Source organism: Parashewanella sp. 2210YD4-3 (assembly GCF_056591735.1).
In genome coordinates this window covers 437,679-451,826 of sequence record NZ_JBWQOG010000002.1, presented here as the reverse complement: position 1 = coordinate 451,826, position 14,148 = coordinate 437,679, and the positions used below count along the sequence as shown (strand labels likewise).

The window sequence follows — 14,148 nt, the reverse complement described above, 5'->3', positions numbered from 1 at the left end:
TTGAATACACTGCCAATGCGGTGATTCATAAAGAGTTGGAGCGGTAGTTCAGTTGGTTAGAATACCGGCCTGTCACGCCGGGGGTCGCGGGTTCGAGTCCCGTCCGCTCCGCCAACACAACGAAGCCTCGTCAGAAATGACGGGGCTTTTTTGTGCTTGTAAGAAAATCATTAGAGCGGTAGTTCAGTTGGTTAGACTCTTTATTCGAGCAAGCGGGCTGTCACGTAGGGGGGCGCGGGTTCGTCTCTTTACAAAGGGCTAGTCCGCTCCGCCAACACAACGAAGCCTCGTCAGAAATGACGGGGCTTTTTTGTGCTTGTAAAAAGAGCCTTGTAGGGTAGCCTTGTTGGGATAAAGGGTAATGAATGCTGAGATTATGCTTAGTCTTTTCGCATTACATGTTCTACAAAACCAATACCAGCTAGATCGTATAGGTTATAAATATCATCAACGCCCAGTTCTTTTAATGAATTAGCATCTTCAGTGTACAGGATTAGTACGCTAAACTGACCTTGATAGCACTGCTCTTTCAGTTGCTCAATGGCAGATAGGTTACCCGAATGTTTAGGCATTGCTAAAAATACACGTTCAATACAACTCAAACTGTCGACTTTTTTCCAAAAATCACAATCGGATGCATCGCCTTGTATTACATTTCTTCCCTCTGACTGATGATAGTTAACTCGGTTAGAGTCGTGTTCTATGCCTAACACTTCACAGCCGTACTTATCCTTTAGTGCATCATAGGCCCCCGATCCGATTCGCCCCATTCCTAGTATCAAAAATCGAGGTGAGCCTAATGTGATGGGACTGTGATCTTCGATCAGTTGTTTGTCTTCGAATCGAAGCAACTGTTGTTCGCAGAAATTGTAAATTGATTCACTGTGATGATTGAGCCATGCAGCCATAAAGAAGCTAATACTCAGTGCTACAGCTAAAATGACGAGCCATTGAGAGGGTATCATTCCGATACTGATGGCGACGGCCATAACAATAAGACCAAACTCGCTATAATTTGCGAGATTAAATGCGCTCAGTAAGGCCGTACGAGAACGTAATTTAAAGCGAGTTAATAGCCAAATTAATAAAAACACTTTAAAGGGCAATATAAGCGCTAATATCAGTGCTAATGTGATGTCTTGTGCGCTAGGTAACCCATTTAATCCTATGGTTAAAAAGAATGCGATTAAAAATACTTCTTTAAAATAAAATAGTGACTTAGACAAAGCTGAAGCTTTAGCATGGCCTGACAACAGTACTCCAATGACCAATGCGCCTAAATCGGCTTTTAACCCTACTAATTGAAAAGTCCAAGCTCCTAAAACCAGTGCCATCACAAGCCCGAAAAGAACCATCAGTTCTCCGTGACCTATTTTATCCATTATTTGATATAGCACCGGCTTAATAAGGGGAAGTAATAATAAGCACAATGCCCATAGAGATGGGACTTCGCCTTTCGAAATAGTGAGAAAGGTAACGGCGAATAAATCTTGTATTATCAAAATCCCAATGGCGATTCTTCCTGAAACTGCTTGCATATTACCTTGCTCTTCCAGCGTTTTAACTGCAAAAACGGTACTAGAAAAACTGAGTGCAAAAGCAATAAGAAATAATTGATTGATGCTTAAATGACTGACTTGTTGTAGCCCAAAAATTGCGAGAAGCTTAAGCAAGGGAATAAAAATTAGCAGTGAACCTAATAAGTGGAGGCTAGACGTCGCTAGTACTTCTCTTCTGAGAAGCCCTTTAATATCCAATTTTAAGCCAATGGCGAATAGCAGTAATATGATCCCCAGCTCTGACAGCTGATGAAGAAGCTGAATCGTAGCGTCTTCTATACCGATATAAAATAAGGTAAAGCCTGCAATTAGATATCCGACTAATGGGGGAAAGCCCAATCGATTAATGAGCATTCCGCAAGCGAAAGTGATGACTAAAAGTATCGGCTCCATACCACCTCTAAATTCCGTTTAAAGGATCAATTTACTGTTGTTTTGTTAACCAATGATGAAACTGTAATTTGTTTCCCCATTGGTTAAGTCATATCCGTTTACTCTACAACCCGTTACTAAAGAACAGTGCATTAGTGTAAATTTTCTCGCTGCCTAACCAAATATTTCTAAATATTAAGTTTTCTGCGAAACCTATTACCCGTCCCTTACCTAATTTTTCGGTGATCATTGAATGAAGTTTTGGGTAATGCTGTTGATATTCTTGCGCCATATAGCCACTCGCCAGTGGTGAGTCACTGTACTGACCAGCACTGATAAATGGTTTATTTGGTGCTTCAAAAGCTACGATGTGATTTTTCATTAGACGAATACGATCAGCGGTTATGCCGTAATTCAAAGGATGGCTAGTGTCTAACTTCACATTCACAATTGCACCGCCTATCGTCTTACGTGCACGAAGACTGTCTTGATCGCCAAAACGTAACCCTTGAGTCTCAAATAGTTTATTCGCTTGTTTGCTATCAAATACTCTTGTTTTGATAAGGTTATGTTGCTTAAGCCAGTTTAGTGCGCCTTTTTGAGCGACAATTGTTCCGCCTTGTCGAGCAAATTGTTTGAGCTTATCTGCGGCTGAAGCTGGTAGTGAGCCATACCAGCCATGAGCCAATAATATATGACTATAATTCCCCAAGTTAACTCGACCAAGATTGTCAGCATCCGTCAAGGTTACAGGCATGTTTAGAGTATTATCTAGAAAGTTCCATAGCTGACCGACTTCCATTGGATGAGTTCCATCACTAGTAACCAATAGAGGCTTAACAGGAGTGACAGGAACAAAGTTTGGGCTTCCCAAGTCAATGCCTGAAATAGCCGCAAAAGTCGTCACTGGTGTGACTTGTATTTTGTGTTGCTCAGCTTGTGTTTTAATGGCTTCGACTAAATTATTGCGGTTAATCTCATCTTGCTTGAGCAATATTTGCAGTGTCCCTGAGCCGAATGATTTTGATTTTTTTCCGGTAGCAACACTCAAAGGCTTAGTGCTAAATTTTGCATTGATGCCTTGAGCGAGTAGGCTTTGCAAGAATGATGCTGCGTTGGATTGCTGCCAGTCGACCAAAATGGCAACTGCATCAGAGTTGATTGTGCTATTCGTACCTTTTTTAAACTCTGCGGTTAGGTACTTATCGGCGACACTGATGTTTTCCGCTAATTGCAAATCGAATGCAGCTGACAAATCAAAGCTTGATACATCATAAAAGGTTTCATCTTTGAATGACTGACGTTTATCAAATAATGCATAGATCAGTGCATGTTGTGACTGTTTGTAAGGGATAAATAATGAATCTTGCTTCTTGAAGGTGAGCTTATCTTTAGTGATATCCCGGTTGAGATACTCAAAGCGAATCTGGTGTTGGGTTAAGATCTTTGCAAACTGTTGTAATCGAGAAGGGTCGTGTTTTGCTCGGACAAGTGCACCATCTTTTCGCCCTGCTTTGTTCTTAGATTGATTAAAAAATTCAGCTTGATAATCCTGTAATTCTTGTTTGAGTGCCAAGGTGCCTTTTAGGCTAGAAAGTGACGTCGCAAATTGATTTTGGATCGCACGCTCTAATGTTACTGCACCATTAGGTGAATCCACACCTTTACCGCGGGCACTGGCTTGTTCGAATAATACTCCAATCGCGCCATTAATATCTGGATAAGTTGAGCCTTTACCGTAAAAGAAGTCGTCAAATGATTGCTTAGAAAAATAAGGCTGGCCTAACTTATCCAGTTCAGAACGATGGTAATTGGCAATTTTATCCGTTAGCACTTGGTTTTTTGCTGGTGTTAACGGGTGGGTGCGTTCAGGTACACCGGGTTGAAAAAAATAGCTCGAACGATGGCCCATTTCATGAAAATCGCCCACATAGTGAGGCTGCCACTTATGGAATAAGGCAACACGTCCTTGAGATTCAGGATGACGTAAGAATACCCAGTCACGATTTAAGTCGGCTAGATAGTGATTGAATCGTCCTCGTTCCCAATGTTGATGATGTTCACGATTGTTAGGGTCAAGATTTAGGACATTACTGCGGTTGTTGTTGGCCCAATTAGCAAAGCGGTCCATACCATCTGGGTTTTGACTTGGGGTAACAATTACGACCGCATCGTCTAATAGCTTTTTAACCCAAGCTTCTTTACTGGCACTCAAGTAATAACTCAAAGCCATTGCAGCGTGCGCGCCACTGGCTTCATCTCCATGAATGGAGTAAGCCAGCCATATTACTAATGGGCCATCAACCTTATTTCCGTCTTTGACTGAAGCTCGTTGCTTGATGATTTCATTCAGGTTTTGCTGATTATCTTCTGAAGTGATCACAACCGATAACTGTTGACGGCGTTCATGACTATTGCCAGTACCTTCTACTGATACTTTTGAACTTTGCTGTGCCAGTTGTTTCAGATAACCATTCAATTGATCATGGCGTAAATGCCATTTCCCTAACGGATAGCCCAAATAACTTTCAGGAGTGATAAGGCTCGTTGAATATTCAGCTGAAGGTAGTTGAAACTCTGTTTGAATTTTAGCGTGTGCTGGCGCAAGTAAGCTGGTTGCCAGTAATGCTGAAGTAAGGAGGCGCAGGGTTGTCTTATGCATTGTTATTATTTCGTCTTATTTAAGGAAAATAATTATTGTGATCAAGTTAACATTTAATGAAACAGTGATAAAGGCTACAAACTTTCAGCAACAAAGAGTATCATTAGGGCTATAACTTAGTGAATAACTCAGGTATTGAAGTAGGTCGGCATGATTAGTATTTCTGAAGCAGCACAAAAGCATTTTGTAAAACTATTGGCGGATCAGCCAGAGGGCACACATATTCGTGTATTCGTCATTAGTCCCGGTACGCCATCGGCGGAATGCGGTGTGTCATATTGCCCACCTGATGCTGTGGAAGAAGATGATACTCAGTTAGACTTTGACGGCTTTAGTGCCATGGTAGATGAGAAGAGCGTCCCGTTCTTAGAAGAAGCCAGCATTGATTTTGTGACGGATCAACTTGGCTCGCAGCTGACATTGAAAGCGCCAAACGCCAAAATGCGAAAAGTGGCTGATGATGCACCGTTGCGTGACCGTATTGAATATGTGATCCAGTCTGAGATCAATCCACAGCTTGCGAGTCATGGCGGTAATATTTTATTGACTGAGCTAACCGAAGAGGGTGTAGCTGTTCTTCAGTTTGGCGGTGGTTGTAATGGTTGTGCCCAAGTGGACGTGACGCTAAAGGATGGTATTGAAAAACAATTGTTAGATCAGTTCCCTGGTGAATTAACTGGCGTAGTCGATGCGACGGATCATCAGCGTGGTGACCATTCTTTCTATTAAACTTTTTCATGTCAACTTCAGAGAATAAGTGACGATTACTTATTCTCTGGCTTCTTTAGAAAAAACCTTTCTAATAACGATTATTCTAATCCTATCTTTTTGAATATATTGGTTCTTTTAGTTCTAATAAATTCATCTTCTATTAGTGATTTCTGTTGAGCATTCTGCCTATAGTGGGTGAATCAATAATGATTTGTGATCAGCGATGGTGTTTGTCATCCTTTTGAAATTGAGTGTCGTTTTTCACTATTTATAGAGGCTAGTGGGTAAAATGCAGTGAAAATAGAGAAAATTCTTATAAATTAAATTTTTTTTATATAACTCATTGCTACTGAAATCTGCTCTTATATGTATTTGCTCATGAAAAAGTGGATAAACACCTATGCCTTTTTTCAAAAAACGATATTTCTTCATTTTAACAGTTGATTGATGCGTTAAAATCTACCTTTTTTGAATAAAAATTCGGCGGCTTATTAATAAAGTTTCACTGTACATAAGGCAAAAGCCGGATATTTTTAACTCATTACTCGTAAAAAATAGGGGGTAATGTTATGGCTACTTCTGCAGTGTTAGCACAAGCAGTGGCACATGACACGCCATTGTCTAGCTCATCATCAAATTATGATGTGCTCCCCTCGTTTTGCGATAACGAAATTCAACCAAGCATGATCACAGCAGAGTTGAGAGAGGTATGGGGCGAAGTTGTACAAAATGTAAATGCTTTAAAACCCTTGTTTGAGCAGCAGCTTCGTTGTTCTCAACGGAGTATTAATTGGGAGTCATTACAATACCAGTTAATTACCATTGCCAATAACCAACCAAACAAAGAACATTTTAATGCGTTCGCCAAAGCTATTCAGGCATTTCGAGAGCAAATTCAAGACGATCCCAGCGCCCTTAACCATCAGCAGGCACTAAAAGCCATAGCATTACAACTATCATGCTCAGATTCCTTATCCTTTGATCAAATTTATCAAGATTTAGTGCTCAGCACTCAGGGCTTACTGCATACCCATTTACATTTAAGAGCAAGATTACTGTTTGAAACCGCGATGCAGAGCGAGTTTGGATTCCATCGTCATGATGAATTTGGAAATATCAAAGCCGATAGTATAGATGATACGTTGGAACAAATAGGTAGAGGTAGAGGGACAGAGCCGAGCTTAAAAGAGTACGTAGAGAAGCATAAGTCTAGGCGTTGGGATACAGTTCAACAAAGTAGGATGCTAGCTATTTTGGGGGAGGTCGCCCCTAGAATAGGAATTGACTATATACCACCATCTGGGGTGGGACTATTCAGTCGATCAACTCAAAATGTATTGGGTAGGGATGACGCTGATTTGTTGAGAGAAATACAGCAGCGTTGCTCTATATCGCACGTACTGGACTCCGGTGCGCAAATGTATTCTCACCATATCAATAGAGTTATAAAAGCAAATAATAATCGCTATAAAAATCACATTCTTAAAAATGGGTTAATGCAACTGCTTGCCTTAAAGGAGCCAGAATGCGGAGGAGGGTATGATGCCCATGTAGCACTCTTTATTGATAGAGGACATCGTTCTCTCACCCCTGAACAAGAATTAGCAAATATGACTGAGGCTCAACAACAGGCATTAGCGCTATTGCCTGCTTATCAATTTGAATCTACAGCTCAGAACGTTAATTACGAATTATTGACCAAATGTATTCTAACCCTACCACAACACGCCGTAGAACCATCAGTAAAGCGATGGATTCAAAAGAGTAGCCACCTTACTGACGCTGAAGGTTTAGTTCATTTGGTTGATGATATGCAGTTAGGCAGAAAATCTTTATCCCAAACTGAACTTGAATATGTTGCGGCTTTACGAAGAAAGATCCTTGCGGAGCCAGAATTGCAGCAGGCAATATTATGCATTTGCAACGATCAAACTGTGGCAAGGCCTGGAAAGCTTAGCAAAAGTGAGCAAGCTCGGAACTTACTCAGTGTTGTCGGTATTCAGATTGAGGAACGTCAAACTGGAGGGCGGAGGAAGTGGGTAGAACCTGAGAGAACTTCTAGTCGTAGGCGCAACCGTAACCGTAATGCTTCGGCTGCAACACGAATTGAAACTGACACTTGGCTAGTCAGCGGAAGTCAATACTCCCACATGGCAGACTTGTTACATGCAGTCAGAACAGGTAATTTTGACGGGGTAAAACAACAACTGGAAGATGGAAGAATTGCAAAACAAGTTCGAATGAAAGATAAGAGCTTTTTCTTTCTGCATCTTTTTCAGATTGCCTGTCGCGCGCAATGTACGGGGTCAATTGAGAGTCGAAAGCAATATGAGGAGATTGCTAAACATCTAATAGGGCCGAAATATATCAATATTAATGCCCAAAATAAGCAAGGCAAAACACCGTTGCATATGGCGGTTGATTCAGGCAGTTTAGACCTAGTTAAGTTTCTGTGTAAGCAAAAAGAGATTGAGTTTTCGATTACAGATAAAAACGGGTATACCGCTTTGCACGCAGCTTGTGCATCATCCCATGCCAATAATCAAAAAATGGCATTAAAGATTGCCAAAAAAGCTCCTCAAATACTTAAGCAATGTTCATTACCGATTGAAGTAGAGTTTCACAACAAAGTAAGAGATATTGCCCCTGCCACTGATGATGTAGAACAACATCTTGCGAGAAAGCAGTTTTATCAGCAAATGAAAACTCAGCGTATTTCACCACTTCAGCAATGTTTATTGAGTGGTCAAAAACAATTAGCTGAGAAACTGGCTCAAGAAGCGAAACAGCCACTTGTTCAAATGACTTCTTGCCGAAACAGTACCTTACATTTACTGGCCTCTCTTGGAGGAACAGAAGAGCTTAAGTGGCTTATTCAGCGTGTGCCAGTGACCGAAGCACAATTAACGTCAAAAGGGCTAGCCGGTTTTACTCCGTTGCAGCTGGCTGTGGTATTAGACAAACGACAAAATGTAGACACGATCATACAATCCACACCATGTTCAACAGCTTGTGTTAATCAACATTGGAATCAACGAGAATCAGGAATGACTTTATTGCAACTGGCTTCTCAATTAAACCGCCTAGCAATAATGTCTACGCTAGTTAGCAATTACAAAGTAGAGCTCAATGACCGTGATAATGCAGGCAATCATATTCTTCATGTGGTTTGTCAACAAAGCGATGCTCAGGTTGTTCAAGCCCAAATTACCGCATTAAATTCGCAGCCCCATACTCATTTTGATTTTACTGCAGTGGATGAAAACAAAAATACTTTATTGCATGTCGCTGCAATGCACTCGGCTCAACATGTTGTTCATGTGTTAACTTTATTAGGAACAGACAGAGCGCCGGCCGTGGTGACTAAACTAAATCATGAGGGGAAAACAGTGCTTCATCAAGCCATCCAACAAGATGACATTGATACGGTTAGAGCGCTGCTGGCTGACCCCAATTATAATGTTGATGCTGTCGATGCTAACGGCAACAGTCCATTAATGTTTGCTGTACTGTTGAAAAAAACAGACATGGTTTCTGAATTACTAGCGCATGATGGGCTTGATTTAACCAAGCTTGATCTAAAAGGAAACAATGTATTCCATCTTGCTTGTATGGTTGGTGATGTTGTTGGCTTAATAAAAATAATTACTTATTTGAATAAACACCTAGTCGCAGATCCTCAGTTAGTCATGGGGGGAAATTCGCGCCAAGCATTAGAGCGTTACGTTGAACCAGCTATTACTTCAAACCCACAAACGCTAAGAAATTTATTAAATCGTAAAAATGGTCAGGGGCAAACGCCGCTTCATTTGGCTTGTAACGCTGAATTCGCTAGTCGTTTGGCTTTGGCGCACGAGTTAACCAGAGTAACATCTAGCAGAGCAGGTGCTGGCGCGATAGTGGATACCTCAATTAAAGATAATGCAGGAAATACTCCGTTACACTTGGCTTGTGCCAGCAATCATACTCAACTTGCATTACACCTTATTGAAAAGTCAGATAAGAGTAAATTTGATCCCGAGGAGGAAAAGTTATTTAAATTTGAATCCGTTTCCATTCTTCAACAACAATATTTAAGCGCAGTACGGAGAGGTGAGGAGGATGGAAATGCTGAAAACAGAGAAGTTGAAATAGAAAGTGATCAAGCAAACGGAGATATAGTACTTGTTAGCTATATTGATGAACCATTAGCTGACTCAGTTGTCCCTATTGGCGGTCCAGAAGAATTTATTATGGTTACCCCCATCTCTAATGCTGAATGGGATGACAACCCACTCCATATCGCTACGCGGTACCAAAACCAAACCGTCGCCAATGCGATTATGGAGAAATATCCAGGTTATGCACAAGCAACCAATGCCCATGGGATCACTCCAATTCAAATAGCGGCAAAAAAAGGATTTTGGAGTATCATTAATATGTTTTTGAAATGGCTTGGTTTTGAAAGTCGTGGAGATGTACCTGGAGATATTACTAAACTGCATGAAGTGGTTTGCATCGCTGATATCGAAGCTCCTGTAAATCAACAACAGTTTAGACAAGGTTTGCAAGCTTGTACTCAAGGTGAGGCCAGTATAAACGCGCGTGATGACAGTGGAGACACCGTGCTTCATGTTGCGATTGAAAATAATCGACCTGAGATAGCCGTAAAAATTCTTACCCTTGATGGTATTCAGCAACCTACAGACCCAGATGAAGAGCGTATCGTGCTCAAGCCCGCATTTAATCCAGAAATGAGAAATGCTAATGGTCAAACACCACTGGATTTAATTTGGGCAGGTAATTTGCACAAATCAGCTGCTTATGCAGAGCTAATCGGACTCATATTGAGTCATGGTGATGAAAAAGGACGCGATTCTGAATGGCTAAAGCAGCAAGTCCATATAGCATTGGAAGAGAGTAATACCGAGCTACTGAAAGTCTTACTGAAACATTGCAAGAAATTCATGGATGAACAAACGCTTGCTTGTAAGGCATGGTCTTGCGATGAAGAGGGTAATACTTTGATGCATAAGGCTGTAAAGCTTGGATTGCCTGATGTAATTGCAACATTGTCTGATTCCGATATAGGTACTAATACCCCGAATATGCACGGTGAGTTGCCATTGCATACCGCAGTAAAAGTTGACACAAATCACGAGGCTAAAAGTGAGTGTATTCAAGTTTTATTGGGGTGCCAAGAAACCAATATATATGAGGTAGATGCTAATGGTAATAACGCATTGCATCTGGCCGCTATTCATGACCCTGATTTATTATCGCTTCTCATTGGTTCACAGGGAACTCCGCCTTTACCTAAGGTCAAAACTAACGAGGACGGAGACGTTCAAACACAAACACTTGTGTTCGGTGGGCTAGGAATTAATGAAAAAAACGGACAAGGTCAAACCGTATTAGAACTTGTAGCAGAGCACGAAAATGTGGAGCCTGACCTCTTTAAGTATTTAGCCGAACAAGGTGCAAAAGCACCAAAATCTGCTATGGATAAGGTAGCTTCAAGCATGTCGGCTCAAGGTTGGCAGGACGTTGCTGTAAAAGTTGAAAACGAAGAGTATCAGCCACTCTATGGTGGAGGTAATAACGCATTACATAAATTGTGTGTGATGGGTGATACTGAGACCTTAAAATACTTGCTAAAGCATCACAAAGACATTTATTCATCCGGTTTATTGCAGAAAAATGATCAGGGACTTACCCCCTTACATTTAGCCATTATTCATGGAAAACATGCATGTGTTAAGAGTCTTTTACTCTTCTCACAGCAAGAAAATACTAATATCGGACTTGTTATGCTAGCCAATGGTGAGAGTGTGTTCAATCTCGCCTTGAAAGGCATTAATGACCCTGAATCAAAAGTGACTATAGCCATGTTTAATACGTTACTAGGGCATTTAAAGACAAATGATTACTGCAGTGCTTTGCTGTTAGAGACTGACTCAAATGGTTATTCACCGCTACACTGCCTTAGTTGTTTGGATAACCAAGAGAGCATTAAGGCAATTAGGGCAATATTAGAACTTCAACCTAGGTTAGTGTTACATAAAGACAGAGATAGACTTTCTCCATTATTTAAAGCTGTTCTAAATAATCAAACAGCTTTAGTTAGGCTCTATCTTGAGCATGCACAGGTCTCTCAGGAACAAGAACGAAAAGGGTTTACTGCTAATGAACAATTACAGATGCTTACTGGTGGTTTAGCTTCTAAAGAGTTGTTAGCAAAGGCATTGTATGCGAAAAAAAACAGTATTCCTGTCAGTCAGTCTGAACATGATCAAGAAAACCCTTCCTTGCAAACGCTTGAAGCTGTGTACGATGACTATGGCCAGTTAGATCCTATGGTAGCGGCTGTGGCACTAAATAATACTGAGATCAGCAAATTGTTACATGAATTTGCAGGAGTTTGTTATCCAGACGCTTGTAACCGCCGATATCAAGGAGCAAATTTACTGCAGGCGGCGTGTAAGCACGCTAAAGATGACACCATCATTCATTTACTTGAATTAAATGATGGCTTTTTAATGATTTCAAGGGATGGAACGGAACACCTCGAATATCATTATCGGTTGACAGAAATAGATCAAGATAACAATAACATTTTACACCTTTTGATTAAGCATGATAAGCCAGGGGCATTGGGATTTGTCCTGAATAGGTGTACGCCTAAAGTGCTTCGAGGCTTACGAAGTATGGCGAATATTAATGGTGACACTGCTGAAGATTTGGCAGGTAAACTGGGAAGAGTTGGGTTATGTAAAATGATTGAAACTCGTAAGCGTGAGTTAGATGATGAAAATGATACGCCTCCCGTTACACGAGCTGTGCTTACCCAATCCTCACCTGCGAGTAAAGCACCTGAGCAACATAGACACATTAGTGGCTCAGTTTGGGATCCAACCACTGTATCTTGGCTAATGCCATCAGTGATCATTCCTGATGAAGGACAAATAATAGGTCCGTCGTACTACCCAGCTGCGACACCTACACCTATATCTGCCCCTGTAACACCCAATACGCTGTCAGCGACAAAAAGTGATACGAAACGGCCGCTTTCGAGTAAGCAGTCAAACAGTGATGGCGATTTACGTCATCAAACCAGAACTAGAGCTGAATCGGATACTGCTGATTCAAATGCGCATCAACCTCAATCTCAACCATTGATACATCCAGATACGCTTTCGTTAACAGGTAACTCTGCAACCGGGGGAGCTCGTTCTCCAGTTTTACCAAGTTTAGGCCTTTCATGGACGCCTAAAAGCGTCAGATCAAGTGTGCCTAAGAGTATTCCAATATCGAGGACACCCATACCACTGTCTGAAAGTGACGAGACTACAGTAGTACTTAGACAACCTGAGCAACCCAATAACACAAGGCCAATAAGTACTGTTAGCACGGCAAGCAGTGATTCAGGGATAGGCCCTGAATTACCAAAAGTTGAAGAAGAAGAATTGCCATTTGAAATGGACAGTGACATGGATAATCCACCGACACTCGAGCAAGCCATAGCAAGCAGCTAATATAAGCGTACTCGCAGCTTTAAAAAGTGGATACCTAGTGTCAGGCTACGGCTGAGCATAAAGACACTCAACGCTAACCATAGAGCGTGATTGCCCCAGTCTTTGGTGAGCCACCACAAAGGAAAAAATACGACCAAAGTCGAAAAAATCATGCTGTTACGCATGGTTTTCCCTTTGGCTAAGCCAATATAAACGCCATCAAACAAATAGCAACCAAAGCTCCATAAGGGTAACAAAGCCAGCCACATAACATAATCGTTTGCGGTGGTTCGAACATGGGGGATATCTGTCAGTAAAGCGATTAAATGAGGACCTAATAAATAAAAAGCCATCGCAAACCCGAGCGCAATCACCCCTGACCAAAACCACGATAGCCACACGGATTCAGTTAACTTCTGCCACTGTTTTTTGCCGTAAGCTTCACCGACTTCTACTTCTGCGTAATACGCCACACCGTCTAGGGCATAAGATATCAATAATAATAAGTTCAATAATACCGCATTAGCGGCTAAAACTTGATCTCCAAGACGAGCGGCATAAAACGTCATAAACGCTAACGTTAACTGTAAACAAAGGCTGCGAATGAAAATATCTCTATTGAGGCTTAACAGTTGTTGGTAGCCTGTTTGTTTAAGTAGTTCGATAATTTTTAGCAGGGGCAGCTGCAATTTCTGCCACTGCTGAATGACAAAGTAACTCGCAACAGCAAAAGCCGTAATATCAGCACAAACGGAAGCCCAAGCCGCACCTGAAACACCCCAGCCTAACCCCCAGATGAACCATAAATCTAATAGAATATTAACGCTATTGGCGATGATGAGTTGCCACATGGCGATTTTAGGTAAGCGTTTGCCGAGCAGCCAACCGAGAAACACTAAATTGACTAAAGCCAATGGCATCGACCAAATACGAATACTGACATATTGTTGAAAGTAATGCGCGACTTCAACACTGGTATCACTTAGTGCTAATGCCAATTGAATGATCGGTTGTTGAAATACCAGTATCAGTAACCCAAGCACTACAGCCATAACTGCACCTTGAACTAATAATCTGGCTTGAGAAGTGGTCGAGCTAATGGCTTGGGCGGTCAATCCTGTTGTGGACATACGTAAGAAACCACAAAGCCAAATCATCAAACTGATCACCGTAGAGCCAAGAGCAACAGCGGCTAAGTAATAGGCTTCAGCTAAATGACCAACCATGGCTGTGTCTACAAGACCTAGCAATGGTACACTGATGTTTGAAAGAATGATGGGGATCGCTAATGACCACAAGAGTCGATGTTGATCTTTACAAAAGAGAATGGAAAACCGACTCATAGGAAATT

Annotated in this window: 5 protein-coding genes and 1 tRNA gene; 3 read left to right on the top strand and 3 right to left on the bottom strand. The window is 41.4% G+C overall.

The window, feature by feature from the left end; all coding sequences use genetic code 11:
* Positions 1-37: 37 nt before the first annotated feature.
* Positions 38-114: transfer RNA gene (locus AC1EU0_RS05265), tRNA-Asp, on the top strand.
* Between the two features lie 266 nt (positions 115-380).
* Here the strand turns inward: AC1EU0_RS05265 and AC1EU0_RS05260 are convergent.
* Entirely contained in the window at positions 381-1,952 is a 1,572-nt protein-coding gene (locus AC1EU0_RS05260) for a cation:proton antiporter domain-containing protein (protein ID WP_480300942.1), read from the bottom strand.
* A gap of 103 nt (positions 1,953-2,055) precedes the next feature.
* On the bottom strand, positions 2,056-4,593 hold the full coding sequence (locus AC1EU0_RS05255; protein ID WP_480300940.1) for a M14 family zinc carboxypeptidase: 2,538 nt from the start codon (positions 4,591-4,593) through the stop codon (positions 2,056-2,058).
* A gap of 150 nt (positions 4,594-4,743) precedes the next feature.
* Between AC1EU0_RS05255 and nfuA the strand changes: the two genes are divergently transcribed.
* Together nfuA and AC1EU0_RS05245 are read left to right on the top strand one after the other, a co-directional pair.
* Entirely contained in the window at positions 4,744-5,322 is a 579-nt protein-coding gene (nfuA, locus tag AC1EU0_RS05250) for a Fe-S biogenesis protein NfuA (RefSeq protein ID WP_480300938.1), read from the top strand.
* Positions 5,323-5,873: 551 nt separating this feature from the next.
* Positions 5,874-12,818 (top strand): ankyrin repeat domain-containing protein, encoded by a 6,945-nt coding sequence (locus tag AC1EU0_RS05245; protein ID WP_480300937.1) that lies wholly within the window; start codon positions 5,874-5,876, stop codon positions 12,816-12,818.
* Here the strand turns inward: AC1EU0_RS05245 and AC1EU0_RS05240 are convergent.
* Entirely contained in the window at positions 12,815-14,140 is a 1,326-nt protein-coding gene (locus AC1EU0_RS05240) for an MATE family efflux transporter (protein ID WP_480300936.1), read from the bottom strand. The two genes, AC1EU0_RS05245 and AC1EU0_RS05240, sit on opposite strands and share 4 nt — an antisense overlap.
* Between the last annotated feature and the right edge of the window lie 8 nt (positions 14,141-14,148).

Coding starts and splice junctions, on each gene's coding strand:
- AC1EU0_RS05260 (WP_480300942.1), bottom strand. CDS start 1,952: ATGGAGCCGATACTTTTAGTCATCACTTTCGCTTGCGGAATGCTCATT.
- AC1EU0_RS05255 (WP_480300940.1), bottom strand. CDS start 4,593: ATGCATAAGACAACCCTGCGCCTCCTTACTTCAGCATTACTGGCAACC.
- nfuA (WP_480300938.1), top strand. CDS start 4,744: ATGATTAGTATTTCTGAAGCAGCACAAAAGCATTTTGTAAAACTATTG.
- AC1EU0_RS05245 (WP_480300937.1), top strand. CDS start 5,874: ATGGCTACTTCTGCAGTGTTAGCACAAGCAGTGGCACATGACACGCCA.
- AC1EU0_RS05240 (WP_480300936.1), bottom strand. CDS start 14,140: ATGAGTCGGTTTTCCATTCTCTTTTGTAAAGATCAACATCGACTCTTG.